A 26,399-nucleotide genomic window follows, 5' to 3' on the forward strand; every position below is an offset into this window, starting at 1 on the left:
CGTCCTTACACCAGGCAACTGGCGGGTGGTGCCCGCCGTCCCCGCGGCACCGCCCGGCGGTTTCGGGCGGACGCCCACGCCGTCCGCCGGACACGGCACCCACTTCCCACCCGACCTGGTGCGGGCCGTCGCCGGCTTCTGCCGATGGCAGATCCGCTGACGGTGAACGAGCCGCCCGGACAGCGCCGACGAGGGGCAGGGTGGCTCACATGAAACTCCTCATGCTGGGCGGGTCGGGATTCGTGGGCGGGGCGGTGGTCGCCGAGGCGACGCACCGGGGCTGGGCGGTGACGGCGTTCAACCGGGGGCGGCACGGGGCGCCTCCGGCTGGCGTACGGCACCTGGTGGGTGACCGCACCACCGCCGACGGGCTGGCCGCGCTGTCCGAGGGGGAGTGGGATCTCGTCGTCGACACCTGGGACGGTGCACCCCGCGTCGCCCAGGCGACGGCGCGGATGCTGGCCGGCCGGGTCGGACACTACGTCTACGTCTCCAGCGGTTCGGTGTACGCCCAGCCGGTGCCGGCCGGCGTGACCGAGCAGGCCCCGCTGGTGGAGGCCGCTCCGGACGGCGTCGACGGTGACTACCCGATGCTCAAGGCCGGTGCCGAGCGGGCGCTGCGCGCGGTGCTCGGCGACCGGGTACTGCTCGCCCGGGCCGGTCTCATCCTCGGTCCCGGTGAGGACATCGGTCGGCTGCCGTGGTGGCTGAACCGTCTCGCCCAGGGCGGTGAGGTGCTCGCGCCCGGCCCGGTGGACCTGCCCGTGCAGTACGTCGACGTGCGCGACCTGGCGACCTTCCTGCTCGATGCCGGGGCCGCCGGCCAGGCCGGAGCGGTCAACGTGGTGAGCCGACCCGGACACACCACCATGGGCGAACTGCTCACCGCCGGCATTGCGGCCACCGGCGCTGCCGCCCGGCTGCGCTGGATCGACCCGGGGCGTCTGCTCGCCGCCGGGGTGGAACCGTGGAACGATCTGCCGATCTGGATCCCACCGGGGCACGAGTACCGGTGGATGCAGCAGATGGACGTCACCCGCGCGTACGCCGACGGACTCTGCTGCCGCCCGGTGACCGAGACCGTCGCCGACACCTGGGCCTGGTTGCGCCGGGTGGGTGCGGTGCCGGCCCGCGCCGGTCGACCGGCCCGGCCGCCGGTCGGTCTGGACCCGGTCCGGGAGGCCGGCCTGCTCGCGGCCCCGGCCACCGATCCGCTGTCCCCGGTGCCACCCCGCTGACGTCGCTAGGCGAGGGATACCGGCAGGTCCAGCACCTCGTCCACCGAGCGGCGGGGGGTGGGCCAGCCCGGCTGGCCGTACCCGACCCGCATCACCATCTGCGGCGTACCGAACCGTCCCAGCGACAGCCGGAGCTGCTCCCGGGCCGACGGCACCTCGATCGGTTGGGACAGCATCGACACCGACAGCCCGGCGTCGGTGGCGGTCAGCAGCACCCGCTGCAACGCCTGGCCCGCGACCACCTGGTCGACGGCGGTGTTGCCGGCGGAGCCGAGCACCGCCACGAGCGGCTCCGGCTCGAAGTCCCGCCCGGGTGCCCGCTGGGTGCCACCGAAGCCACGGGACGGAAGCAGGTCCTGCGGCTCAGGCCGGGGGCCGCTGGCGGTCACCGGGACGCCGTCCGGCTCGGTGCCGGCGCGTACCCACGCCTCGCGCTCCGCCCGGTAGGCGGGGTCGCGTTCGAGAACCCGGTGCGCGCCGCGGGCGATCTCGGCGAAGGCGTTGACCGCGCTCACCCCGATCAGCAGTTCCAGCCAGCAGTGCTCGGCCCGGGCCGCCTCACCCAGCCGCCAACGGGAGTCGGCCGGGACCGGGTCGGGCCAGAACGGGGCACGGTTGCTGAACCGGCGCGGGATGGCCGCGTAGAGGCTCTGCTCGGCGGGGCTGGGTCGGCGCGGCAGGTCCGGCACCAGCCGGGCCAGCACGTCCGGCTCCGACGGGTACGGGCGCAGTCGTACCGTCGCCGGTGCGCCGGTCACCGCCAGGGCCAGGCGCAGGTTGAACAGCGCCGCTCCACCGGCGACGCGGGCACCCCAGCCGCTCGGGTCGGTGGCGGGCAGCCGTCGGGTCGGGTCGAGGAGCACCTCGATCCCACCGTCACGCAACCGGAACCGCCACGGCTGGACGTTGTGCAGGGACGGTGCACGGACCGCGTCGGTCGCGGCGGCCCGCAGTTGTTCGACGGTGTAGCCGGTCTCCATGGTCGTGCCCCCTCGCATCCGCCTGGTACCTCACCACGGTGCGCCCCGCACACCCCCGCCCAGCAGGGCCACACGTCCCGAACCCGCAGGACCCCCCGCCCCTGAGGCCGTTGATCAAGAAGTTCTGGTCGGGATCCGGCCCGGCGGAGACGCAAACTTCTTGATCAACCGGGTGGGGTGGGGTGGGGAGGGGGCGGGGTGGTTGGGACCTTTGGCCCGTGTGGGGGGCGGGTGGGAGGGGGTAGAAAGGGGGGATGATCCGGGTGTTTCTGCTTGACGACCATGAGGTCGTCCGTCGTGGTCTGGCCGACCTGCTGCATGCCAGTGGGGACATCGAGGTGGTCGGTGAGTCCGGTTCCGCACCGGAGGCGGCCCGCCGGATTCCGGCGCTGCGGCCCGACGTGGCGATCCTCGACGCCCGGCTGCCCGACGGCAACGGCATCGACGTGTGCCGGGACGTACGGGCCGTGGACTCCTCGATCAAAGGGCTGATCCTGACGTCGTACGAGGACGACGAGGCGCTGTTCGCGGCGATCATGGCTGGTGCCTCCGGGTACGTGCTCAAGCAGATCCGGGGCACCGACCTCGTCGACGCGGTACGCCGGGTGGCGGCCGGTCAGTCGCTGCTGGACCCGGCGATCACCACCCGGGTGCTGGATCGCATCCGCAGCGGTGTGGAGCAGCCCCGCGAGCTGCAGTCCCTCACCGAGCAGGAGCGGCGCATCCTGGAGTACGTCGCCGAGGGGCTGACCAACCGGGAGATCGCCAGCAAGATGTTCCTGGCCGAGAAGACGGTGAAGAACTACGTCTCCAGTGTGCTGGCCAAACTCGGTCTGGAGCGACGCACCCAGGCCGCGGTGCTGGCCACCCGCCTGCTGGGCAAGACTCACTGACCAGTGCGGCTCAGGCCGTCAACGGCACCGACCAGTGCAGCTCCGTGCCGTGCGGCTCGGCACCGCGTACCTCGAAGGTGCCGCCGTGCCGTTCGGCGCGTTCGCGCAGGTTCACCAGTCCGCCCCGGGCGGCGGCCGGGTCGCAACCCACGCCGTTGTCGGTGACGGTGACAGCGACCCGGGCGGCATCGACGCGTACCGCCACCGACACCGCCGTGGCCTCGGCGTGGCGTACGGCGTTGGACAGCGCCTCGCGGAGCACGGCGACGAGTTCGGGCCGGACCTCGTCCGGTACGGCGCTGTCGATCGGCCCGGTCAGCTCCAGCCTCGGTCGGAAGCCCAGCGACTCGGCGGCGGCCTCCACCGCCTCCCGGATCTCGGTGCGCAGCGCCGCGCTCATCGGGGTACGCAGCTCGAAGATGGTGCGGCGGATGTCCTTGATGGTGGTGTCCAGGTCGTCGACGGCGGCGTTGATCCGCTTGGCGACCTCCGGCCGCGCGGTCAACGGCACCGCGCTCTGCAGTTGCAGGCCGGTGGCGAACAGCCGTTGGATCACCACGTCGTGCAGGTCCCGGGCGATCCGCTCGCGGTCCTCCAGCACCACCAGCTGCTCGCGTTCCTCCTGGCCACGGGCGCGTTCCATGGCCAGCGCCGCCTGACCGGCGAAGCTGCCCAGCAGGGCCACGTCGTCGTCGGTGGCGCCGCCGTGGTCGACGCGGTGCGCGATCACCAGCACACCGTGCAGGGTGTCGGCGGTGGCCAGCGGAGAGATCACCGCCGGTCCGGTGTGCAGCACCGCCGGCCACGGTGCGGCGTGGGCCAGATCCTCCACCGAATCATGCCGGCCCGCGACGACCGGACCGGCGAAGCTGGTGTCGGAGGCCGGCAGCACCGCGCCGACCAGCGCGCGGGCCTGGGCGCCGACGCCGTCGACGACCTCGACGGTGAAGTGCTCCGCATCCTCGTCGTAGAGCAGCACCAGGGCCAGTTCGGCCTCGGCGACCTCGCGGGCGCGCCGCGCCACCAGGGTCAGTGCGTCGGTACGGCGTACCTCGCCGAGCAGCAGTGAGGTGATCTCGGCGGTGGCGGCGAGCCAGCGTTCCCGCCGGTGGGCCAGCGCGTACAGCCGGGCGTTCTCGATCGCCACGCCGGCCGCACCGGCGAGCGCGACGACGATCTCCTCGTCGTCGTCGGTGAACTCGGCGCCACCCTGCTTCTCGGCCAGGTAGAGGTTGCCGAAGACCTGGTCGCGGATGCGTACCGGCACGCCGAGGAAGGTGTGCATCGGCGGATGGTGCGGCGGGAAGCCGTACGAGTTCGGGTGCTGGGTGATGTCCGGCATCCGCACCGGTTTCGGTTCGTCGATGAGCAGGCCGAGCACCCCTCGGCCGTGCGGCAGGTCACCGATCTTGGCGTGCAGCTCCGGTGAGATGCCGTGGGTGATGAAGTCGTGCAGCATCCGGTCGGGACCGATCACCCCGAGCGCGCCGTAGCGCGCCCCGGCCAGGTCGCAGGCCGCCTGCACGATGCGTCGCAGGGTGCTGCGCAGATCCAGGTCGGTGCCGATGCCGACGACCGCGTCGAGCAGCGCCCGCAGGCGTTCCCGGCTGGTCACCACCTCGCCGACGCGATCCAGCATCTCCTGGAGCAGCTCGTCCAGGCGGACTCGGGACAGCGGGCTCAGGCCGAGCGACGGTGGCTCGTGCCGGGGGTTGGGCGCACCGACGGTCATCCGGCGATGCTATCCGGCGACCGGCGGGCGGAAACGCCCGATGCCGGCCGGCGGGATGTCCGGGACCGCGCGCTCAGGTGGCGTCGCCGGCCACCGCCGAGGTGTCCACCACCTGCTCGCGGGGCAGTCGCGGGGTGTGCGGCGGGCCGGCGTGCGCCGGGTCGGCCACCCCCAGGCGCAGGCCGAGGTACGGGTGGCCGAGCCCGGCGAGCAGCTGGCGCAGGGTCTGCCGGGTGGCCGGCACCTCGACCACCCCGCTGAGCGGGACCATCGAGACACCCAGTCGGGTGGCGGCCAGCCAGGCGGCCGACAGCGCCTCGCCGGCCCGCAGCCAGTCGACCGGCTCGTCCTGGTCGCCGTAGAGCACCGCGTAGGACGCCGCCCGGTCGTGTCCCGGCCCGACCGGCAGCGTGCCGGCGCGACCGAAGTCCCGCCCCGGCACGGTGGTCTGCGCGGGCTGCTCCGGCAACACCTCGGGAGGGAGCCCGGTGTCGCCGGCACGGCTGGTCCAGTACTCCAGTTCCTCCCGCAGCCGGGAGTCCTCCGCCTCGACGGTGGCGGCCTGCGAGGCGGACGCGGCCAGTTGCAGCATCTGGTCGCGGTCGAGGATCTCCAAGCGGGCACCCTCCTGGACGGCGGCAGCCGCGATGGCGCTCAACGAGTCGTCGGAGACCGGCTCGTCGCTGACCGGACGCCGGTCGGTGTGCCGCACCTGCATGCACTGCACCGCCCGCATCGCGTCCGGGTCGGCGCCGGTGGCCCGCGGCTCGGTGAGCCGGGCGAGCAGGTCAGGGTCGCCCGGGTCGGGCATCCGCCGCACGGTGGTCGCCCACCCCTCGGCGGCCAACGCCAGCCGGGCGTGGTGCAGCGCCGCACCGCAGCTGAGGGTGACCAGCTCGCCCTCCGGGTCGGTGGCGGCCAACCTGCTGTCGCGTACCACCCGCAGCTCCAGCGCGTCGGGCAGCACCCGCCAGCGCCACGGCTGGCTGTTGTGCACCGACGGCGCGTGACCGGCCATCGCGGCGGCCTCCGCGAGCGCGGTGGTCAGCGGGCGGTGGGTAGCCGGCGTCTGGTGGCTCATCCTCACGACCTTTCCGTCTCTGCCCATCGTGCCGCACCTCGGTACGGCTGTGGGCGCGGTCCGGTTCATCGTGCGTCATCGGCCGCCGCGTCGCACGATCCGCACGGCACGACCCGGCGGGACGTCTGGCCCGCGTTCCGCCGCGACCGCCCGGTCCGGCTGGGACGATCCGCAGGTGGGTGAGCGACGGTCGGCCGGCGACCGGGACGAGGGCGAGTGCCTGCCGGACCAGCCGGTGCGTCCGCAACCCGAGGCATCCCGTCGGCGGCGTGGCAGCTGGTGGCTGTGGACCCCGCTGACCGGACTGACGCTGCTGGTGCTGGCCGGTGCGGCGGTGCGACCGGCCGGGCTTCCCGGCGTCGCCGACGCGCTGTGGGCGGTGGCCACCCTGGCGGCGCTGCTGCCGGCGGCCGTGGCGGTGCTGCGGGACCTGCTGCGGCGGCGGTTCGGCGTGGACGTGATCGCCGTGCTGGCGCTGGGCGGCGCACTTGTCGTCGGCGAGTACCTGGCCGGTGCGGTGGTCGCGGTGATGTTGGCCACCGGGCGGACCCTGGAGGCGTACGCGCAGCGCCGGGCGACCCGCGATCTGCGGGCCCTGCTGGAGCGGGCGCCCCGTACCGCCCGGCGGCGCACCGCCGAGGGTGCTGTCGAGGAGGTACCGGTGGACCGGGTGGCGGCCGGTGACCGGTTGCTGGTCGGCCCGGGTGACGTGGTCGCCGTCGACGGTGTCACCGAGAGTGCCGCGACGCTCGACGAGTCGGTGGTCACCGGGGAGTCCCGGCTCGTCGAGCGGGCGGCCGGGGCCCGGGTGGCCAGCGGCGTGGTGAACGCCGGGGCCGCGTTCGGGTTGCGGGCCACGGAGAGCGCCGAACGCAGCACGTACGCCGGGATCGTCCGGCTGGCCGAGGAGGCGACCGCCCGCAGGGCACCGACGGTGCGGCTGGCCGACCGGTACGCCGCCGCCTTCGTGCCGTTCACGCTGGCGCTGGCCGGGCTGGGCTGGGTGCTCTCCGGCGACTTCCTCCGGGCGGTGGCGGTGCTGGTGGTGGCGACACCGTGTCCGTTGCTGCTGGCCACCCCGATCGCCATCGTCTCCGGGTTGTCCCGGGTGGCCCGACGCGGGGTGCTGGTCCGCGACGGCGGTTCGCTGGAGGTCCTGGGCCGGGCGCGCACCCTGCTCGTCGACAAGACCGGGACGCTGACCGCCGGCCGTCCCCGGGTCGCCGACATCGTCGTGGCCCCCGGCGGCGACCCCGACGAGGTGTTGCGGTTGGCCGCCTCGGTGGAGCAGTTGTCCTCGCACGTGTTGGCGGCGGCGCTGGTGCGCGCCGCCGGCGAGCGCGGTCTTCGGCTGGTCACCCCGGCTGAGGTGACCGAGGAGCCGGGCCGGGGGGTGGGCGGGCGGGTGGACGGCCGGCGCGTCCGGGTCGGCCAGTTCGCCGGTGAGTTGCCGCAGTGGGCCGAGCGGGCCAGCCGTCGGGCCGGCGCGGCGGGACACTCGCTGGTCTGGGTGGCCGAGGTGACCGGGCCGCTCGGCGCCGTCCTGCTGGAGGATCCGGTACGCCCCGACGCCCGCCGGACCGTGGCTCGGCTGCGTGCCGCCGGCCTCACCCGGATCGTGATGGTCACCGGCGACCGGCCGGAGGACGCCCGCCGGGTCGCCGACGCGGTGGGCGTCGACGACGTGCTGGCCCGGTGCACGCCGCAGGAGAAGGCCACCCGGGTCCGAGCCGAGGCGGGCCGGGCGGTGACCGTGATGGTGGGCGACGGGGTGAACGACGCCCCGGCGCTGGCGGAGGCCCAGGTCGGCGTCGCGATGGGCGCCACCGGAGCGACCGCCTCGGCCGACGTCGCCGACGCGGTGCTCAGCGTCGACCGCCTCGACCCGCTCGCCGACGCGGTCGAGGTGGCCCGGTACTCCCGTCGGATCGCGGTGCAGAGCGCCACGGTCGGCATGGGGTTGGCGCTGCTCGCGATGGGCTTCGCGGCGGCCGGTCGGCTGCCGCCCGTGGCAGGCGCGTTCCTGCAGGAGGGCATCGACGTGCTGGTGATCCTCAACGCGCTGCGCGCGCTCCGGGGCGGTTCCCGCGGGCCGGCCTGACAGCGGCCGGCCCACGGCGCACCTCAGCGCTCCCTGACCACCGCGACCGGGCAGTGGGCGTGCTGGAGAAGTTGCTGGCTGACCGAGCCGAGCAGCATGCCCCGCAGCCCGCCGCGTCCCCGGGTGCCGACGACGATCAGCTGCGCGTTGCGGCTGGCGTCGACGAGCAGACCGGCCGGCGCGGCGGCGGCGGTCTCGACGGTCACCTCCACCTCGGGGAAGGTGTCCTGCCAGCGGTGCAGTGCCTCGTCCAGCTCGGCACGCTGGTCGGCGAGCGCCGCGTCGCGGGCCTGCTCGCCACGTAGGCTCCACTGGTCGCGTCGCGGCTGCCAGGCGCGCACCACATGCAGCGGTACCCGACGCAGTGCGGCCTGCTCGAAGGCGTAGCCGAGGGCCAGCAGCGAATGCTCCGAGCCGTCCACGCCGACGGCGACGTGCCCGGCCCGGTCGCTCTCGGTGGGCCGGCGACGGACCACCACCACCGGGCAGTGCGCGTGCGCGGTGACGGCGACGGCGGTCGAGCCGGCGAGCAGGCCGGCGAAGCCGCCGTGCCCCCGGCTGCCCAGCACCAGCAGGCCGGCCTGCGTCGACGCCTCCTCCAGGATCAGGGCGGGCGGACCGTCCAGCACCTCGCCGCGTACGTCCAGTCCCGGGTGGGTGGCAGCGGCGTCCGCCGCGGCCTTGCCGACCAGTTCCTCGACCTGCCGGCGGGCCTGCTCGTCGGGCCACATCCCCGGCGTGACGCCCGGACCGACCCAGCCGGCCACGGTCAACCACTCGAAGACGTACGCCAACCGGACCGGCCGGCCGTCGCGGCGGGCCTGACCGAGCGCCCACTCCAGGGCCGCCGCGGCGTCCGGGGAGCCGTCGTAGCCCACCAGGATCTCCGCGCCCGCGCCGTGCTCGCTCATGACGGCCATCTCCTCACCGATTGGTCGGGTCGGTCTCGCGGACCCAGCGCCACTCCGCGACCCGAGGATCGTCCTCGCCGAACCGACGGGTGAAGTCGCGGGCGGACTGACGCGCGTCGGTCATCTCCTGGCGCAGGTGCGCGGCGCGGGCGGCCAGGCCGGGAACCCGGTCGATCACGTCGATCACGAGGTGGAAGCGGTCCAGGTTGTTGAGCATCACCATGTCGAACGGCGTGGTGGTGGTGCCCTCCTCCTTGTACCCCCGGACGTGCAGGTTGTGGTGGTTGGTGCGGCGGTAGGTGAGCCGGTGGATCAGCCACGGGTAGCCGTGGTAGGCGAAGATGATCGGCTTGTCGCGGGTGAACAGCGTGTCGAACTCGGAGTCCGGCAGGCCGTGCGGGTGCTCGGAGTCCGGCTGGAGCCGCATCAGGTCGACGACGTTGATCACTCGTACCTTTAGTTCGGGCAGGTGCTGGTGCAGCAGGTCCGCCGCGGCGAGCGTCTCCAGTGTCGGCACGTCACCCGCGCAGGCGAGGACGACGTCCGGTTCGCTGCCGTCGTCGGTGCTGGCCCAGTCCCAGATGCCCAGGCCACGCCGGCAGTGCGCGACGGCCTCGTCCATGGTGAGCCAGCTGGGCGCGACCTGCTTGCCGGCCACCACCACGTTGATGTAGTGGCGACTGCGCAGGCAGTGGTCCATGGTGGAGAGCAGGGTGTTCGCGTCCGGTGGCAGGTAGACCCGGACGACCTCGGCCTTCTTGTTCATGACGTGGTCGATGAAGCCCGGATCCTGGTGGGAGAAGCCGTTGTGGTCCTGTCGCCAGACATGGCTGGACAGCAGGTAGTTCAGCGAGGCGACCGGCTGCCGCCAGGGGATGCCACGGGTGACCTTCAGCCACTTGGCGTGCTGGTTGACCATCGAGTCGACGATGTGGATGAACGCCTCGTAGCTGGTGAAGATGCCGTGCCGGCCGGTGAGCAGGTAGCCCTCCAACCAGCCCTGGCACAGGTGCTCGGAGAGGACCTCCATCACCCGCCCGTCGGGGGAGAGGTGGTCGTCCCCGTCGACGGTGCCGGCCACCCAGGCCCGGTCGGTGACCTCGAAGGCGGCCTGGAGGCGGTTGGAGGCGACCTCGTCCGGACCGAACAGCCGGAACGTCTGCGGGTTGGCGCTGATCACGTCCCGGACCCACTTGCCGAGTTCGCCGGTGGCGCTGGTGACCGTCGCGCCGGGTCGGGGCACCTCGACGGCGTAGTCGCGGAAGTCGGGCAGGTTCAGGTCGCGCAGCAGCGTGCCGCCGTTGGCGACCGGGTTGGCGCTCATCCGTCGTGGCCCCCGGGGCGGCAGGTCGGCCAGCTCGGCGACGGGCGCGCCGGTGGCGTCGAACAGCTCCTGCGGGCGGTAGCTGCGCAGCCACCTTTCCAGCTCGGCCAGGTGATCCGGGTTGTCGCGGACCTCGGAGAGCGGCACCTGGTGCGCGCGGTAGGTGCCCTCGACCCGCTTGCCGTCGACATCGTGCGGCCCGGTCCAGCCCTTCGGGGTACGCAGCACGATCATCGGCCAGCGCGGGCGTTCGACGGTCCCGCCGGAGCGGGCGTGGCGCTGGATCTCGGCGATCTCGTCGAGCGCACGGTCCAGGGTGGCCGCCAGGGTCTGGTGCACCACGGCGGGATCGTCGCCGGCCACCACGTACGGCTGGTAGCCCTGGCCCCGCATCAGGTCGAGCAGGTCGGACTCGGGAATGCGGTCCAGCACCGTCGGGTTGGCGATCTTGTATCCGTTGAGGTGCAGGATGGGCAGCACCGCGCCGTCGCGGGCGGGGTTGAGGAACACGTTGGACAGCCAGCTGCCGGCCAGCGGGCCGGTCTCCGCCTCGCCGTCGCCGATCACGCAGGCGACCAGGAGGTCGGGGTTGTCGAAGGCGGCGCCGTAGGCGTGACTGAGCGCGTACCCCAGCTCGCCGCCCTCGTGGATCGAACCCGGCACCTCCGCGGCGACGTGGCTCGGGATGCCGCCGGGGAAGGAGAACTGGCGGAACAGCCGGGCCATGCCGGCCTCGTCGCGACCGATGTCGTGGTAGAGCTCGCTGTAGGTGCCTTCGAGCCAGGTGTTAGCCACCAGCGCCGGTCCGCCGTGTCCGGGCCCGGTGATGTAGATGGCGCTCAGGTCCCGCGCCACGATGGCCCGGTTCAGGTGGGCGTAGATCAGGTTCAGTCCGGGAGAGGTGCCCCAGTGCCCGAGCAGGCGGGGCTTGACGTGCTCGGGGGCCAACGGTTCGCGCAACAGGGGATTGTCCAGCAGGTAGATCTGCCCGACGGTGAGGTAGTTCGCCGCCCGCCAGTAGGCGTCCAGCCGGCGCAGTTCGTCATCGGTCAGGGGGCTTCGCAGGTCTACAGCGGTGTCCATACTGCTTGAGCCTCTCGCGGGTCGGTGAATCTCGCATCCGCAACGCGGTTTCCTCTGTCAGCTTCGCGGAATCGGCGATCCTGGATCAGGGCCGTTGGTCCCGCCGGCCCGGGTGTCACGACCCGTCCGGGTCCGGTGTGTCGGTCACGCCACGGATCACCAGTACGGGGGACGGCGCGTGGTAGAGCAGTGACTGGCTGACCGCGCCGAGCATCCCGCGCAGCGGCTCCTCGCCCCGGGCGGCTACCACCACCAACTGCGCCGAGCGGGACTGGTCGACCAGCACGTCACCGGGCTCGCCCCGGATGACGTGGCACTCGACGGCGGCGTCGGGATGGTCGGCCCGATGCCGGGACACCGTCTCGTTGAGCCGTTCGGTGGCCTCCTCGACGACGCCGTCGGCGTCGACCACCCAGACCGCCAGCAGCCGAGCGCCGTGCCGGATGGCGCAGGTGAGCGCCCAGTCCAGTGCCATCTCGCCGGAGGCCGAGCCGTCGATGCCGACCAGGACCGGCCCGGAGGGTGGTGGTTCCCGCCGGGCGACCAGCACCGGGCACTCGGCGCGGGCGGCCACCTGCACGGCCGGACTGTCCGCCGGTATGCAGCGGTCGCAGTGGGCCATACCTCCGTCGCCGACCACCACCAGGAAGGCGGTCTCCGATCGGCGGACCAGGTTCGCCACCGCCGAGCCCTCGGCGATCTCGGCGGTGACCGGCACGCCCGGCTCGTTCGCGTTGGCCGCCGCGGTCGCCTCGGCGATCAACTTTTCGGCGTGGGCCCGGGAACTGGAGACCGCGGGTGCGTCGAAGGCCGCCCAGTTGAAGGCGTGCAGCAGGTGCAGTCCGCGTCCGTGGGCGGCGGCGACCCGGGCGGCGAGGCGGGCCACCGGCAGGGCGTCCTCCGGACCGACGCCGACGAGCACCGGCGCCTCGCTGGCTGCGGCCATCCGCATCACCCCCGCAGCTTCCGCACTCGGCCTGCTGTTGAGGCTAGTCGCGCCGGTGCTGCTCCGGGGCGTGATCGCCGCACCGCCGGTGGGTGGTCAGGACGCCGGCCGGGCCCGGACCACGACCGCACTGGCGTTGTCGGCCCCACCGGCGTCCAGCGCGGCGCGCAGCAGGGTCCGGACCGCGTCCGCCGGCTCAGACCGGATGAGGGCCTCCCGCATCACGTGGTAGCTGACCTGGTCGCTCACCCCGTCGGTGCAGAGCAGCCAGGTGTCGCCGGGACGCACGGTCACGGCCAGCAGGTCGGCATCCGGTGCGGCCGGGTGGCCGGCGTAGCGGGTGAGCTGGTACCGGGCCCGGGCGGCGGCGGGAGAGTCGGTCGGGTACCAGCCGTGCAGCACCCCCAGCCAGGCGACGGTGTGGTCGGTGGTGACCAGTTCCAGCAGGTCGCCGCGGAGCCGGTAGGCCCGGGAGTCACCCAACTGGACCACCCAGCCCTGGCCGCCCTGCGGCTCGACGACCAGACCGGTGAGGGTGCAGCCGGTCAGCTGGGGGCTACCTCGGCCAGCCTCGAGTACGGCGGTCTGGACCGCGCCGGCAACGGCGCGGAGCCGGTCGGCCCCGATCTCGGGCCACGCCTCGCGGACGAGCGCGGCGAACGTCGGTACCGCGGCGGTGCCGGCGCGACGGCTGCCCGCACCGTCGCCCATCCCGTCGGCCACCACGACGAAGGGAAGCGCGGGATCGACGTGCAGGACGTCGTAGTTGTCGCGGTACCGGTTGCCGACCACGCTGCCGCCGGCCATCTCGAGGGTCAGGTCGGTGAGTGTGAAACGGCTTGCCTGGTAGTCCGCGTCCTGGTTCACCGGGCCTCCAACCGACGGCTGGCGCGGAACGCCCGCGCGGCCACGACCCTAGTGAAGGGGAACCACACCCGGGTGTCAACCGGGGTTGACGCTCGCCGGATGTCAATGTAGGTTGACACCATGAGTCAGGCGACGGAACTCGCGGCCGCGGCCGGCAGCACGGACCCCCGGGTCGGCCTGCGTGCCGTCCGCGCCCTGCGCCGGCTGCTCGAACGGCTTGAGGTGGTCCAGGTCGACAACGCCCGACGGCAGGGCTGGTCGTGGCAGGAGATCGCCGACGCGCTCGAGGTCAGCCGGCAGGCGGTGCACAAGAAGCACGCCGGGCGACCGGCGGTCGATTCCTCCTGGGAGGCGTGATGTTCGAACGATTCACCGACCGTGCCCGCGAGGTGGTGCGACGGGCCCGCGAGGAGGCCCGCGCCGAGGGCCAACGGCCGGTCGGCACCGAGCACCTTCTGCTGGCCGTCCTCGCTGACGGGGACGGCCTGGCCGCCCGGGTGCTCCGCGACGCGGGTGTCACCGCGGACGACCTGCGCGAGCGGATCCGCCGCCACACCGCGACCGGGGGCAGCGGCCTGGGCGAGGCCGACGCGGCGGCGCTGCGTGAGATCGGCATCGACCTGGCCGCCATCGTCACCCGGATCGAGGAGTCGTTCGGCAAGGACGCCCTCCGCGAGGCGGTGCCGGCACCGCGCCGCCGATGGGGCCGGCGACGGCCGACCGGTGGTCCGTTCTCCGCCCGCTCGAAGAAGGCGCTGGAGCTGTCGCTGCGCGAGGCGATCCGGCTGCGGCACCGCCACATCGGCACCGAGCACATCCTGCTCGGCCTGCTGCGGGAGGGAAACGGCCTCGCCGCACTGGCGCTCACCGAGGCCGGGGTCGACCTGACCGACGTACGCCACCGCGTAGAACGCGCCCTCCGCACCCCCGCCTAACCGCCCCACCCTCCCGCCCCTCCCGCGCCCCCCGCCCCTCTCCCGCGATCTTGCACTTTCGGTCGCCGTTATGCGGCTCTTGTCGGCATATGCACCGACGAAAACTGCAAGATCGCTGGTGGGAGGTGGTGGTGGGGGTGGGTGGCGGGAGGGAGGACGGTGTCGGGTCGCTGAACGGGGCACGGTGCTGCACACTGACGCGGTGGAAGCTGGACGGGACGAAGGGCCGCTGCGCAGCGCGGTGGTGGTCAATCCGGTCAAGGTGACCGATCTCGACGCGTTGCGCCGGACCGTCGGCGACACGCTCGACGCGGCCGGCTGGCCGGAACCGCTGTGGTTCGAGACCACGCCCGACGATCCCGGTCGTGGGCAGACCGAGAAGGCGCTCGCCGCCGGGGTCGACGTGGTCTTCGCCTGCGGCGGCGACGGTACGGTGATGGCCTGCGTCGACGCTCTGGTCGGCACCGAGGTGGCGCTCGCCGTGCTGCCCCAGGGCACCGGCAACCTGCTCGCCGCCAACCTGGGGCTCTCCGACGAACTGCCCGCCGGGCTGGCGGTGGCCATCGAGCGTGGTCGTCGCCTGCTCGACGTCGGTGCGGTGGACGGGCACCACTTCGCGGTGATGGCCGGCATGGGTTTCGACGCCCAGATGCTCGATGCCACGAGCGAGACCACCAAGCGCCGGATCGGCTGGCCCGCGTACGTGGTCGGGGCGGCACGACACCTGCGGGACCGGCCGATGCGGGTGTCGATCCGGCTGGACGACCAGCCGCCGTTGCGCCGCCGCGCCCGTTCGGTGCTGGTCGCCAACGTCGGTCGGCTCCAGGGCGGGGTGACCCTGCTCACCGAGGCGGAGCCCGACGACGGGTACCTCGACGTCGCCGTGCTCACCCCGCGCACGCTGCGGCACTGGCTCACCCTCGGCTGGGCGGTGCTGCGCCGTCGCGACCGGGTGCCGCGGATGGAGGTGTACCGCGCCCGTCGAGTGGAGATAACCAGCAACCGGAGCCAGCCTCGGGAACTGGACGGCGACCTGATCGAACCGGGTAGCCAGCTGCGGGTGCAGATTCGGCGGCGGGCGTTGTGGCTGTGCGTACCGCGGCCGGAGCAGGCGCCCGACCTGGCCGAGGACGCGTCGGCCGCCGCCGAGCGCGGCGAACGCCTCGTCGAGGAGGGCCGGGGTGAGCGCGAGGAGTGAGCTTGCGAGCCCCGCAGTCGCGAACGGAGGGCTGGTCGGGTGAGCGCGAGGAGTGAGCTTGCGAGCCCCGCAGTCGCGAACGGAGGGCTGGTCGGGTGAGCGCGAGGAGTGAGCTTGCGAGCCCCGCAGTCGCGAACGAGAGGGTCGCTCGGTGAGCAGCACCAGGATCGTGCCGGAGACCCGGCTGATGTCCGACGAACAGCTCTGCGCCGACCATGCCTGGCAGACGCTGCGCCGGGAGGGCGGCTGGCACCTGTTGCGTGACGCGTTCACCCGGTTCCGCTACGGCGACGGGTTCAGCCACTCCCGTGCCTTCGCGTTTCAGCTCTGCCTGGCCGTGGTGCCGTTCCTGATCGCCCTCACCGGGCTGATCTCCGAGCTGGGCGTGGCCGAGGGCGGGGAGGTGGTCGCCGACACGGTGCTGGCGTTGACCCCCGGCACCAGTGACCAGATGGTCGCCGAGCTGCTCGGCGGGGGCGACGACGCGGGCGCCGAGCGGGTCGAGGAGACCGGCGAGGTGGCGCTCACCCTCGGTCTGATCACCGGCTTGGTGGCGCTGACCAGCACGATGGCCCAGATCGAGCGGGGCGCCAACCGGATCTACGGTGTCGAACGGGACCGTCCGGCGCTGTGGAAGTACCTGCGGGCGGCCGTGCTCGCCGTCACCGCCGGTCTCCCGGCACTGGCCGGGTTCCTCATCCTGGTCGGTGGTGGGCCGATGGGCGACTCGGTGGAACGCCACTACTCCTGGGGTGATGTCGCCGGGACGGTGTGGGACGTGGCGCGTTGGCCGCTCAGCCTGGGCCTGACGGTGCTCGCCGTCGCGGTGCTGTTCCGCCACGCGCCCCGCCGTCACCAGCCCGGCCTGTCCTGGCTGTTGTTCGGTGCCGGCATCGCGACCACCATGTGGTGGCTGGCCAGTCTTCTGCTCGCCGGGTACGTGCGGTTCAGCGACGACTTCGGACAGACCTACGGTGCGCTGGCCGGGATCATGGCGCTGCTGCTCTGGGCGAACCTCACCGGCATGGCGTTGTTCGGTGGGCTCTCGTTCGCGGCGCAACTGGAGGCGGTACGCATCGGCGTGCAGGAGCCGGCGAAGCCGGACCTGTGGGAGCCGAACGTACAGCGGGTACCGGTGCACGACACCGGCGAGATGACCGCACTCTGACCCGCCCGGTCGCCGGGTGTACCGCGGCGGCGGATCGGGTACTGCGCCACGCCAGAAGCGAAGGAGGCTGCCGTGGGCGCGGTCAGGGACGTACTGCGACGACCCCTGGGACATTTCACCGAGCGTACGCTCGCCGGTCTGGCGCTCGTGCTCGGTGCCGGGGTGGGCTTCGGGTTGCTGCTGGTGCTGGTCCGGGTGCGGTGGTCGCCGCTGTACGACGTGGACCACGGCGTGGCGCAGTGGCTCAACGACCAGGTGTCACCGATCGGGCCCCTGGTGACGGTGCTCAACGCCATCACCGACCTCGGTGGCCGGGCGGTCATCATCTGGTTGGTGACGGTCGCCGTGGTCGGGTTGCTGATCCGCCGGCAGGGTCGCCTCGCGGTGTTCCTGATCGTCACCGGCGTGGGCGCGCTGATCCTCGACCCGTCGCTCAAGACGCTCGTCGACCGGTTGCGTCCCGAGGTGGAGGTGCCGATCGGCGCGTACGCGGGGCAGAGCTTCCCCAGCGGTCACGCCCTCGGGTCGATGGTGGCCTACGGCGCGTTGCTGCTGGTGTTCCTGCCGGCGATGGCACCCCGCTGGCGCCGGCCGGCGATGGCCCTGGTCGCCACCGTCATCTTCCTGATCGGGTTCACCCGGGTGGCGCTCGGCGTGCACTTCCTCTCCGACGTGATCGGTGCCTGGCTGCTCGGCGCGGCCTGGCTGGGCGTCACCGCGTACGCCTTCCGGTTGTGGCGGTTGGAGCGGGGGCGGCCCGCGGCGCCGTTGACCGAGGGGTTGGAGCCGGAGGCCGGGCAGGAGGTGGCGCCCGCGCCGGACGAGGAGAAGCTGCTGCCGCACGCCCGGGCCGGTGTCGCCGAGATCATCGTCGGCTGGGTGCTGGTGTTCGGCGCCCTCTACGGCTTCGGCATGTTCGTCAGCTACCACGCCGACAACACCTTCCTGGCCAGCCTCGACGAGACGGTGCCGCTCTGGTTCGCCGAGCGGCGTACCCCGGCGCTCGACGATTTCAGCTGGTGGTGGAGCAAGGTCGGCGACACCCACGCCATCCTGGCGATCTCGCTGGTCTTCTGCCCGTTGGTGCTGGCGATCTGGCGGCGGTGGCGGCCGGTGCTGTTCGTGGCGTTGACCATGTTCGGCGAGTTGACCCTCTTCCTGGCCAGCGCCGCGGCGGTGGACCGGCCGCGCCCGCCGGTGGAGAACCTGGACGGCCCGATGCCGACCTCGTCGTTCCCGTCCGGGCACATCGCCGCCACACTCTGCATCTGGGTGGCGATCGCCGTGATCGTCTTCCCCCGTACCGACCGGTGGTGGCGGTGGGTCTTCGTGGCGCTCGCCGTGGTGATGCCGGTCGGGGTGGCGGTCTCCCGGATGTACCGGGGCATGCACCACCCGACGGACTTCATGGGCGCGATCCTGCTCACCACGCTCTGGATCGGGCTGCTGTACTGGGTGGTACGGCCCAACGAGGACGTCCGGCAGGGCAACCAGCCGGCCATCGAGTCGGAGGACGTGGACACCCTCGACGACGAGCTGGCCCGGGCCGGCCGGCCCGGCTGAGCCGCCCGTGTTGCGGGTGATGACCTGGAACATCCGCACCGGCGGCCGGGACCGTGGCGGTCCGGACCGGCGCGAGCTGGTGGCCCGGGTGATCGCCCGGCAGCGGCCGGACGTGCTCGCGTTGCAGGAGCTGGGTGGTCTCGACGTCGCGGGTTTCGCCGGCGGCGTCGGGCTCCGGCCGTACCTGGCCCGTTCCTGGCTGGGGCAGCCGGTCGCGGTGCTGGTGCGGGCGGCGTGGCCGGTGCTGGCCGCCGCACCGGTACGTCGGCCGTTCCACCACGCGGCCCAACGTGTGGTGGTGGGCACCGACGCCGGTCCGCTGACGGTGCTCGGCACCCACCTCGACCCGTACTGGGGCATCCGACGGCTGGTCGAGGCGGGGTGGGCGGCCGGCGCCGTGCGTACCGGCCGGGACGGCCTGGCGCTGCTCGCCGGTGATCTGAACACCCTCGACCCGTACGCCGAGCACGCCGACCGGGTGGGTCGGCTACCGGCCGGGTACCGGCGTCGGCATCTGCGTCGGGACGGGCGGACGGTGGAGACCCGCGCGGTGGCCCGGCTGCTCGCCGCCGGGCTGGTGGATCTCGGCGCCGACGCCGGCCCCACCGTGCCGACCGCCCACGGTGGCGCCGAGTTCGCCGACATGCGCCTGGACTACCTGCTCGCCACCCCCATCCTGGCCACCCACCTCACCCACGTGGAGGTGGTCCGCACCCCCCACACCGACCACGCCTCCGACCACTACCCCCTGCTGGCCGAGTTCGCCCTCACCCCACCCACCGCGCGTTGACCAAGAGGTTCTGGTCCCGACACGCCGACGTCAGAGACCAGAACCTCTTGATCAACACCGGTGGAGGTCACAGGAGCAGGTTGAGCAGCACGGTCAGGACGATCGAGGCGAGGATGGAGAAGAGGACCATCAGGAGGCAGCCGACGCCGCCGCCGGCGGGGCGGATCTCCGTGTTACCGATGCGCATCGATCACTCCTCGTCGTTCACAGGTCACGCAGTCGGGGCAGCAGTTCGTCCTGCGCCCAGTCCAGGAACATCGGTTGGGTGTCGCCGCCGACCTGGACCAGGGCCACGTGGGTGAAGCCGGCGTCGACGAACTTCTTGAACGCCTCCACGTGCTTGTCGACGTCCGGGCCGCAGGAGAGTTCGGCGGCCACGTCCTCCTCGCGGACGCCGCGGGTGGCCGCCGCGAAGGAGTCGGTGTCGGGCAGGTCGGTGTTCACCTTCCAGCCCAGTCCGAACCAGCGGAACTGATCGTGGGCGATCTTGCGGCACTCGGCCTCGTCCGGTCCGTAGCAGATCGCCACCTGACCGTAGCGTGGGCGTCCGGCCCCGCCGGCCTGCTCGTACATCTCGACCAGGTGCGGCTCCGGATCGGTGGCGATCATGCCGTCGGCGTACTCGGCGGCCAGGGTCGCCGACTGCCGGCCGGAGGCGGCCACCGCCATCGGCACCGGAGTGTCCGGGCGGTCCCAGAGGTAGGCGTCCGGCACGTCGAAGTGGTTGCCGGAGAAGGTCAGCGTCTCGCCGTTCAGCAGCGGACGGATGATCTGCAACGCCTCCTCGAACATCTCGTGCCGCTGCTGCACGTGCGGCCAGCCGCCCACCACGTGCTCGTTGAGGTTCTCCCCGGCACCGAGGCCGAGGGTGAACCGTCCGTCGGAGAGCACCCCCAGCGTGGCCGCCTTCTGCGCCACCACCGCCGGGTGGTAACGACGGATCGGGCAGGTCACGAAGGACATCAGCGCCGCCCGCGAGGTGGCGTGCGCGACCGCGCCCAGCACCGACCAGGCGTACGGGGAGTGCCCCTGCGACTCCAGCCAGGGGTAGTAGTGGTCGGACATGACGAGGTGGTCGAAGCCGGCCGCCTCGGCCCGTACGGCGTGGTCGACGAGTTCCTTCGGACCTGCCTGCTCGCACATCAGGGTGTAGCCGATGCTGACCATTGACGTCTCCTTCGTGGCGAGGGCGGGTCATTCCGGATACCCCGGCCCGGATCGGTCAACCCCTGTTCGATGCTTGACGATGCGCCCGGCCGGTGCCTACCGTTGTCTGAACCGGTTCAGATGCCGGCGTGGTGTACGTCCTGTGGTGGGGATGTCCGCCCCCGTGACGACTCGGTGTCTCCTGGGTCGTCACGGGCAGCCGGCGTACTGAACCGGTTGCTTTCGTCATCCCATCGGCATACGCTGATGCCTCGCCGGGTCTGAACGCGGCTGTCGGGCTGCAGCCGCGCACCTGCCACTCACCGCACCCCCTGGGCACGGGGGAGACACCTCCTGCGAGGATTGCATGAGAAAACTGTTCGCGGCCGTCGGCGCCGTCCTGCTGGCGACCGTCGCCGCAGTGTTCGCCTTCGGACCTTCGGCCCACGCCGCCGCCGGCTTCACGGTCAGCAACGGACGGCTCTACGACGCCAACGGCAACGAGTTCATCATGCGTGGGGTCAACCACGCGCACACCTGGTACCCGAACCAGACCAGTTCCTTCGCCGACGTCAAGGCCCTCGGCGCCAACTCGGTGCGGGTCGTGCTCTCCAGCGGCGACCTGTGGACCCGGAACAGCGCCAGCGACGTGTCGAACGTGATCCAGCTCTGCAAGGCCAACCGGCTGATCTGCGTGCTGGAGGTGCACGACACCACGGGGTACGGCGAGCAGAGCGGGGCGGTCAGCCTGGACCGCGCGGTCGACTACTGGCTCAGCATCGCCGGTGCGCTCAACGGTCAGGAAGCGTACGTCATCGTCAACATCGGCAACGAGCCGTACGGAAACCAGAACTACTCGTCGTGGGCAACCGACACCGCCAACGCGATCCGTCGGCTGCGCACCGGCGGCCTCACGCACACCATCATGGTGGACGCGCCGAACTGGGGTCAGGACTGGTCCTTCACCATGCGCGACAACGCGCCCACGGTGTTCAACGCCGATCCGGCCGGCAACACGGTCTTCTCGATCCACATGTACGGCGTCTTCGACACCGCCGCCGAGATCAGCGACTACCTGGGCCGGTTCCGCAGCCGTGGCCTGCCCATCGTGGTCGGCGAGTTCGGGCACAACCACTCCGACGGCAATCCCGACGAGGACGCGATCCTCGCCTACACCCAGGCCAACGGCATCGGCTGGCTCGGCTGGTCGTGGAGCGGCAACAGCGGTGGCGTGGAGTACCTCGACATGGCCACCAACTTCAACCCGAACCAGCTGACCAGTTGGGGTGAGCGGTTGTTCAACGGCACCAACGGCATCCGGCAGACCGCACGGCAGGCAAGCGTCTACGACTCGACCCCGCCGACCTCGCCGCCGCCGTCGACGCCGCCCCCGTCCACGCCGCCCCCCTCGACTCCGCCGCCGTCGACGCCGCCCCCGTCGACCCCGCCGCCGAGCGCCGGTTGCACGGCGACCTACTCGATCACCGGGCAGTGGCAGGGTGGCTTCCAGGGCGACGTGCGGGTGACCGCCGGCTCCACCGCCATCAACGGCTGGACGGTGCGCTGGACGTACGCCAACGGACAGACGGTGACCCAGTCCTGGAACACGACGATCTCCAGCAGCGGGTCCACCGTGACCGCCCGCAACGTCTCCTACAACGGCCGCCTCGGCGCCGGGGCCAGCACCAACTTCGGCTTCCTCGGCAGCTGGACCGGGACCAACTCGGCTCCTGCGGTGAGCTGCACCGCGAGCTGAGCTCGCACCGTCGATGGCCGGGCCCGCACGGGCCTGGCCACCGCTGTGCCGTGGTCCAGGTGGAAAGGGCTCAGTCGGGTTCGCCGGAGCTGCGCGAGAGTGCCGGCCAGTCGGCGTCCGGGACCGCACCCGGGGCGCACCGGGATCGCCGGTTTTTCAGCGACCTCACAGCCCGGGTCGATAGGGTGCGCTGGTCCGCGTCCGCTCCCACAATGGAGTACGGGCACCAGACCCCGCAGGAGTACCCAATGGTCTTCAAGAAGATGCTGAGCGCGTTGGGCGTGGGCGGTCCCAGCGTGGACACCGTCCTGGCCAACCCGAACACCAGACCCGGACTCGCCCTCGACGGCCAGGTCAACCTGCTCGGCGGGGACGCGGCGGCGGACATCGAACAGATCGCCGTCGGACTGGTCGCCCGGGTCGAGGTCGGCGAGCACGCCGGTGTGATGGAGTTCCACCGCCAGGTGGTCAGCGGGCCACTGCAACTCGCGGCGAAGCAGACGCTGTCCATCCCGTTCCAGCTGCCGCTGCCCTGGGAGACGCCGATCACCGCGGTCTACGGCCAGCGTCTGCACGGGATGGCCCTCGGGCTGCGTACCGAGTTGGCGATCGCCCGCGCCGTCGACAAGGGCGATCTGGACGAGATCAACGTGCACCCGCTGCCGGTGCAGGAGCGCATCCTGGAGGCGTTCCTCCAGCTCGGCTTCCGGTTCAAGAAGGCCGACCTGGAGCGTGGGCTGATCCACGGGGTGCAGCAGACCCTGCCGTTCTACCAGGAGATCGAGTTCTTCGCCGCACCGCAGTACGCGCAGACCATCAACGAGCTCGAACTGACCTTCGTCACCAACCCGCACGGCGTGGACGTGGTGCTGGAGTGCGACAAGCGCGGCGGTTTCCTGGCACCCGGGCACGACGTCTTCGGCCGCTACCAGGTCGCGCACTCCGACGCGGAGCGCTCCGACTGGGTGCAGGTGGTCGACGGCTGGTTGCAGGAGACGATCGGCCGCTTCGGTGCCCTGCGCGCTCAGGCGTTCGGCCCGCACGGCTACGGCGGCGGGCAGAAGTTCGGCCACCCGCACCAGCGCCACGGCTCCGGCATGGGTGGCGTGGTGGCCGGCGCCGCGCTCGGTGCCGCCGGTGGCATGCTCGCCGGCCACATGATCGGCAACGCCTTCGAGGGGGCCGAGGACGAGGTGAGCGAGGTCGCCGGTGACTTCGGTGGCGACTTCGGCGGGTTCGAGGAGTTCTAGGCACGACGGGACGGTGGCCCTTCGGGAGCGGATCCCGAAGGGCCACCGTGCGTGTGCGGGCCGGTCGAGGCCCCGCGTTCGCGGGGTCACCGTCCCCGCTTACGCTCCTCACCGGAACGCTTCGCGCTGCCGGCCTTGGCCAGACCACGGCTACCCAGGTAACCGAGGGTCAGCAGGGTGATGAAGAACCACGCCTGGCCGGGGTTGTTCAGGTTCAGCCCGTACGAGCTGGTGCCACGCCAGAAGGCGGCGATGACCACGGCGGTGACGGCAGCGGCGTAGATCCAGAACTCGGTGGTCAGGAACGCCTGCTTCGTCTCCGTACCCGGTGCCGGCATCGGCTCCCGGTGCCCGTCCTGCATCATCGGCATCTGGCGGGTCGGTGCCTCCTGCATGGCCGCGCGGTTCTGCATGTCCTGCGCCGGGCGGTTCATCGGCCTGGTAGATGCAGCCTGCGTGCTCATCTGTCCTCCTCAGGATTGATGAGTCGTAACCTGCGACCCTCGCCCCGCTACCGCGTGTCGGCCACGGCACGGTTCGCGCACTTGGCGGGGGCACCCCGCGTCTACCCCCGGCGACGGGGGCAGTAACGCCGACCCGATCCGCGATTCCCGCCGTTGGCGCGGGCGACGCCGAGCTGCCGCGTCGCCCGCGCTCAGGCTCACCGCAGGCCGTTGCGGACGGCCACAGCGACCAGCAGATCCGGGTCGTCGGTGATGATGCCGTCGACCCCGAGGTCGATCACCCGCTGCATCACGGTCGCGTCGTTGACGGTGTAGGGAATCACCTTCAGGCCGTACCGGGCCTGCAGGGTGCGTACGTCCGGTCCGTGGAAGTACGTCGGGTCCTGCCGCAGGTACCAGTCGGGGTGGGTGACCGAACCCTGCGCCGGGTCGTGCACCTGCCAGTTCGCCGACACGGTCGAGGCACCGGCCGCCCGGGTGAGGCGGCCCAGGTCCCGGTACTTCCACCAGTCCAGCCCGGCGGTCCACGGGCTCCGCACCGACCGGTCGCCGTACACCGCCCGCAGTGAGCACTCATCCGCCAGCCCGGCACACTCCGCCGGCCCGTACTGCCAGACCAGGGCGACCGTCTCGATCCGCCGGTCGAGGCGCCGGGCGTAGGTGATGGTGCGCCAGTCGAAGGACTGGACGGTGACCCGGCCGGTGAGGTCGGCGCGCTGCACGGCGGTGACCAGCTTGCGGGTGAAGCTTCGGTACGGCTCGGTGTCGTCCACCAGCGGGCTGATCTTCGTCTCGATGTTGAACCGGATGTCCGTCCGGCCACTGGCCTTCACCAGCGCGAAGACCTCCTCCAGGGTGGGGATCCGGGCACCCGGGGCCGGCACCTGCTCCGGCATGTCGGCGGCGGTCCTCGTACCACAGTCGAGGGTCTTGAGCTGCGCGAGAGTCAACGAGTGCACCAGCCTGCCCACGTACGGGAACTGCGGGTCACCCGGCCGCACGGGTGCGGTGTCGAGGCAGTGCGAGCCGTTGACGGTGCGGTCGTGCAGCACCACCAGCCGGCCGTCGGCGGTCACGCCGGTGTCCAGCTCCAGGGTGGAGATCGCCGGGTTGGCCAGGGCGTTGGCGAAGGCGGGCAGGGTGTTCTCGGGTCGGGTCGCCCGGCCGCCACGGTGGGCCTGGATGTCGAACGGCGACGCGTACGCCCGGGGCAGCCGGTGGCCGCGCTGCGCGAGCAGCGTGCGCAGCCGGTCCGGGTAGTCGGTGATGATGCCGTCCACCCCGTCGTCGATCAGCTTGGCCATGGTCGGCACGTCGTTCACCGTCCACGGGATCACCCGGATCCCGTTGCGGTGCGCGTGGGTCACCATCTCCCGCGTCACGTACGGCCGGTAGCCGGGGTCGGTGACGGTGCCGTTCTGCGGGAAGCCGTGCACCGGCGAGAAGGCGGTGACGCCGAGGCTGCGGATCGCCCGGATCGGGTCGCCACCGAAGTCGTCGATGTCCAGCCCACCCAGCCACGGGGAGGTGCCCGGCTGCCCCACCTGGAGGAAGTCGTAGTTGGTCAGCGCGACCAGCGGCAGCCGGGGCTCGACCTGACGCATCCGCTTCAGCGCGCCCCAGTCGAAGCTCTGGATGGTCACCTGCCGCAGCAGCCCGGCGGCCCGGATCTCTGTCGCGGTGACCTGGACGAACTGTTCCCGTGGGGCGGTCTCGCTCGGCGCTCCCGCCTCGACCTTGGTCTCGATGTTGAGCGTCACGTCGTGCGCCCGGTACCGCTTCACCAGGGCGAAGACCTCGCTCAGCAGCGGCATCCGCGCGTCCGGCACGGCGAGCTGCCCGGGCCGGTCCGGCAGCGTGCGGGAGCCGCAGTCGAGGGTGCGTACCTGCGCCAGGGTCAACGTGTTGACGTACTTCCCGACGTACGGGAACTCGGGGTCACCGGGTACGACCGGGGCGGTGTCGGTGCACTTCGCGGCGCTGACCCGCCGGTCGTGGGTGACCACGGCCCGTCCGTCCTCGGTGATCTGAACGTCCAGTTCGAGGGTGCTCACCCCGAGCTGGAGGGCGTTGCCGAACGACGCGAGCGTGCTCTCCACCCGCAGTCCGAGCCCGCCCCGGTGGGCCTGCAGGTCGAAGTCCCGGTCCGGGCGCTGATGTGCCGGGGCAGGCGCCGCCAGCATGGTCGTCACTGTCGTCGCGGCCAGGGCCACGACGGCGGTACGGCGTACGGTGCGCACGCTGTCCTCTCCCTCCTGCGGGGATCTCCCGCCGAATCCGCTGCACAGCATCGGCAGCGGGCACGGCGGGCAGGCAAGCGCAGTGCGACGGTCGGGTGAACCGGCGGTGCGGGTTTGCCGCGCCGGTCACCGGGCACGCACCGAGACCGACCCTTCTGCGAGGTGATGGATCGTGCGTGAGGACGAGATGCGACAGGACGCCGCCCGCCGGGCCGAGGAGCGGATCACTGGCGGCGTGTACGGCGAAGGTGCCCTCGACGAGGTGACAGTGCCGCCGACCGACGTGGAGAGCCAGTTGCAGCGCGAGGACCCGGACGATCCGGCCGACGTGCCGATCGACCCGACCGTGCTGCGCGACGGCGGGCCGACCCGTGGCCAGGGCGCGATCACCACGACCGGCGGCACCGCCGGCCCGGCCAGTGCCCGACGGGTGGCCCGCCAACCGGAGCGCCACCGAGGCAAGGTCGCTCCGACCACCACCGGTGACGCCACCACCGGCGGCATGAGCACCCCGCCCGGCGGCACCACAAGCGACCAGTCCACCCCCGCCACCCACCTGGGCAGCTTCGAGTAACCCCACCCACCCACCCACCCACCCAGCCATCCACCCACCCACCCGCCCAGCCCGGTTGATCAAGAAGTTTTGGTCGGATCTTGAGTTCAAAACCGACCCAAACGAGGTGAAAAACGCGGGGGGGGTGGGTGGGGGGGGGGGGGTGGGGGGGGGCGGGGA

The 26,399-nt window shown here is 72.3% G+C and carries 22 protein-coding genes; 12 read left to right on the forward strand and 10 right to left on the reverse strand.

From position 1 onward, the window contains the following. Nucleotides 1-209 precede the first annotated feature (209 nt). Nucleotides 210-1,238, forward strand: a complete 1,029-nt coding sequence (locus V5O40_RS23880; protein ID WP_332907542.1) for an NAD-dependent epimerase/dehydratase family protein — start codon at nt 210-212, stop codon at nt 1,236-1,238. 5 nt (nt 1,239-1,243) lie between these two features. Here the strand turns inward: V5O40_RS23880 and V5O40_RS23885 are convergent, their stop codons facing one another. Beyond that, entirely contained in the window at nt 1,244-2,218 is a 975-nt protein-coding gene (locus V5O40_RS23885; protein ID WP_332907558.1) for an Acg family FMN-binding oxidoreductase, read from the reverse strand. Between the two features lie 254 nt (nt 2,219-2,472). Here V5O40_RS23885 and V5O40_RS23890 point away from each other — a divergent pair, with 254 nt between their 5' ends. Beyond that, complete coding sequence (locus tag V5O40_RS23890) at nt 2,473-3,111, forward strand: response regulator (protein WP_099846899.1); 639 nt, start codon at nt 2,473-2,475, stop codon at nt 3,109-3,111. 10 nt (nt 3,112-3,121) lie between these two features. Here V5O40_RS23890 and V5O40_RS23895 read toward each other — a convergent pair whose 3' ends face one another. Continuing rightward, on the reverse strand, nt 3,122-4,843 hold the full coding sequence (locus V5O40_RS23895; protein ID WP_332907543.1) for a GAF domain-containing sensor histidine kinase: 1,722 nt from the start codon (nt 4,841-4,843) through the stop codon (nt 3,122-3,124). 73 nt (nt 4,844-4,916) lie between these two features. Beyond that, on the reverse strand, nt 4,917-5,924 hold the full coding sequence (locus V5O40_RS23900) for an Acg family FMN-binding oxidoreductase (protein WP_408631939.1): 1,008 nt from the start codon (nt 5,922-5,924) through the stop codon (nt 4,917-4,919). A 175-nt stretch (nt 5,925-6,099) separates the two neighbouring features. On the opposite strand from V5O40_RS23900, the gene V5O40_RS23905 reads away from it, so the two are divergent. Then, a complete protein-coding gene (locus tag V5O40_RS23905) occupies nt 6,100-8,025 on the forward strand; it encodes a heavy metal translocating P-type ATPase (RefSeq protein ID WP_408631940.1) in 1,926 nt (641 codons plus the stop codon). A gap of 23 nt (nt 8,026-8,048) precedes the next feature. Here V5O40_RS23905 and V5O40_RS23910 read toward each other — a convergent pair whose 3' ends face one another. The 4 genes from V5O40_RS23910 to V5O40_RS23925 all read right to left on the reverse strand — a co-directional run bounded on the left by V5O40_RS23910 (nt 8,049) and on the right by V5O40_RS23925 (nt 13,156). Further along, nucleotides 8,049-8,936, reverse strand: coding sequence for a universal stress protein (locus V5O40_RS23910; protein ID WP_332907545.1), 888 nt, complete (start codon nt 8,934-8,936; stop codon nt 8,049-8,051). 13 nt (nt 8,937-8,949) lie between these two features. Further along, entirely contained in the window at nt 8,950-11,343 is a 2,394-nt protein-coding gene (locus V5O40_RS23915; protein ID WP_332907546.1) for a phosphoketolase family protein, read from the reverse strand. Nucleotides 11,344-11,458: 115 nt separating this feature from the next. After that, nucleotides 11,459-12,289 carry a universal stress protein gene (locus V5O40_RS23920; protein ID WP_332907547.1) on the reverse strand — a complete coding sequence of 277 codons (831 nt, stop codon included), beginning with the start codon at nt 12,287-12,289 and terminating at the stop codon, nt 11,459-11,461. Nucleotides 12,290-12,385: 96 nt separating this feature from the next. Further along, nucleotides 12,386-13,156 carry a PP2C family protein-serine/threonine phosphatase gene (locus V5O40_RS23925; RefSeq protein WP_332907548.1) on the reverse strand — a complete coding sequence of 257 codons (771 nt, stop codon included), beginning with the start codon at nt 13,154-13,156 and terminating at the stop codon, nt 12,386-12,388. 120 nt (nt 13,157-13,276) lie between these two features. Here V5O40_RS23925 and V5O40_RS23930 point away from each other — a divergent pair, with 120 nt between their 5' ends. The 6 genes from V5O40_RS23930 (at nt 13,277) to V5O40_RS23955 (ending at nt 18,810) form a co-directional block, all read left to right on the forward strand. Continuing rightward, the gene (locus tag V5O40_RS23930; protein WP_093402906.1) at nt 13,277-13,513 is read left to right on the forward strand and encodes an HTH domain-containing protein; all 237 of its coding nucleotides are present in this window, start codon (nt 13,277-13,279) and stop codon (nt 13,511-13,513) included. Then, complete coding sequence (locus V5O40_RS23935) at nt 13,513-14,091, forward strand: Clp protease N-terminal domain-containing protein (RefSeq protein ID WP_332907549.1); 579 nt, start codon at nt 13,513-13,515, stop codon at nt 14,089-14,091. The genes V5O40_RS23930 and V5O40_RS23935 overlap by 1 nt, the downstream gene beginning before the upstream one ends. A gap of 202 nt (nt 14,092-14,293) precedes the next feature. Further along, complete coding sequence (locus V5O40_RS23940; protein WP_269739128.1) at nt 14,294-15,289, forward strand: diacylglycerol/lipid kinase family protein; 996 nt, start codon at nt 14,294-14,296, stop codon at nt 15,287-15,289. A 151-nt stretch (nt 15,290-15,440) separates the two neighbouring features. Continuing rightward, nucleotides 15,441-16,457: a YihY/virulence factor BrkB family protein gene (locus V5O40_RS23945; protein ID WP_332907550.1), complete on the forward strand. Its 1,017-nt coding sequence runs from the start codon at nt 15,441-15,443 to the stop codon at nt 16,455-16,457. A gap of 72 nt (nt 16,458-16,529) precedes the next feature. Then, nucleotides 16,530-18,020, forward strand: coding sequence for a phosphatase PAP2 family protein (locus V5O40_RS23950; protein ID WP_332907551.1), 1,491 nt, complete (start codon nt 16,530-16,532; stop codon nt 18,018-18,020). A 19-nt stretch (nt 18,021-18,039) separates the two neighbouring features. Beyond that, nucleotides 18,040-18,810, forward strand: coding sequence for an endonuclease/exonuclease/phosphatase family protein (locus tag V5O40_RS23955; RefSeq protein WP_332907552.1), 771 nt, complete (start codon nt 18,040-18,042; stop codon nt 18,808-18,810). Nucleotides 18,811-19,014: 204 nt separating this feature from the next. Here the strand turns inward: V5O40_RS23955 and V5O40_RS23960 are convergent, their stop codons facing one another. After that, the gene (locus V5O40_RS23960) at nt 19,015-19,977 is read right to left on the reverse strand and encodes a TIGR03557 family F420-dependent LLM class oxidoreductase (RefSeq protein ID WP_332907553.1); all 963 of its coding nucleotides are present in this window, start codon (nt 19,975-19,977) and stop codon (nt 19,015-19,017) included. A 346-nt stretch (nt 19,978-20,323) separates the two neighbouring features. Here V5O40_RS23960 and V5O40_RS23965 point away from each other — a divergent pair, with 346 nt between their 5' ends. Together V5O40_RS23965 and V5O40_RS23970 are read left to right on the forward strand one after the other, a co-directional pair. Further along, a complete protein-coding gene (locus tag V5O40_RS23965; RefSeq protein WP_332907554.1) occupies nt 20,324-21,712 on the forward strand; it encodes a cellulase family glycosylhydrolase in 1,389 nt (462 codons plus the stop codon). Between the two features lie 248 nt (nt 21,713-21,960). Beyond that, nucleotides 21,961-22,962, forward strand: coding sequence for a sporulation protein (locus tag V5O40_RS23970; RefSeq protein ID WP_332907560.1), 1,002 nt, complete (start codon nt 21,961-21,963; stop codon nt 22,960-22,962). Between the two features lie 86 nt (nt 22,963-23,048). Here the strand turns inward: V5O40_RS23970 and V5O40_RS23975 are convergent, their stop codons facing one another. After that, nucleotides 23,049-23,426, reverse strand: a complete 378-nt coding sequence (locus V5O40_RS23975) for a hypothetical protein (RefSeq protein ID WP_332907555.1) — start codon at nt 23,424-23,426, stop codon at nt 23,049-23,051. A gap of 197 nt (nt 23,427-23,623) precedes the next feature. Next, nucleotides 23,624-25,666, reverse strand: a complete 2,043-nt coding sequence (locus tag V5O40_RS23980) for a glycerophosphodiester phosphodiesterase family protein (protein WP_332907556.1) — start codon at nt 25,664-25,666, stop codon at nt 23,624-23,626. A 172-nt stretch (nt 25,667-25,838) separates the two neighbouring features. Between V5O40_RS23980 and V5O40_RS23985 the strand changes: the two genes are divergently transcribed. Continuing rightward, nucleotides 25,839-26,240, forward strand: a complete 402-nt coding sequence (locus V5O40_RS23985; protein WP_332907557.1) for a hypothetical protein — start codon at nt 25,839-25,841, stop codon at nt 26,238-26,240. Nucleotides 26,241-26,399 lie beyond the last annotated feature (159 nt).

The sequence above is a fragment of the Micromonospora palythoicola genome (assembly GCF_036689795.1).
In the GTDB taxonomy this organism is placed as follows: Bacteria; Actinomycetota; Actinomycetes; order Mycobacteriales; family Micromonosporaceae; genus Micromonospora; species Micromonospora palythoicola.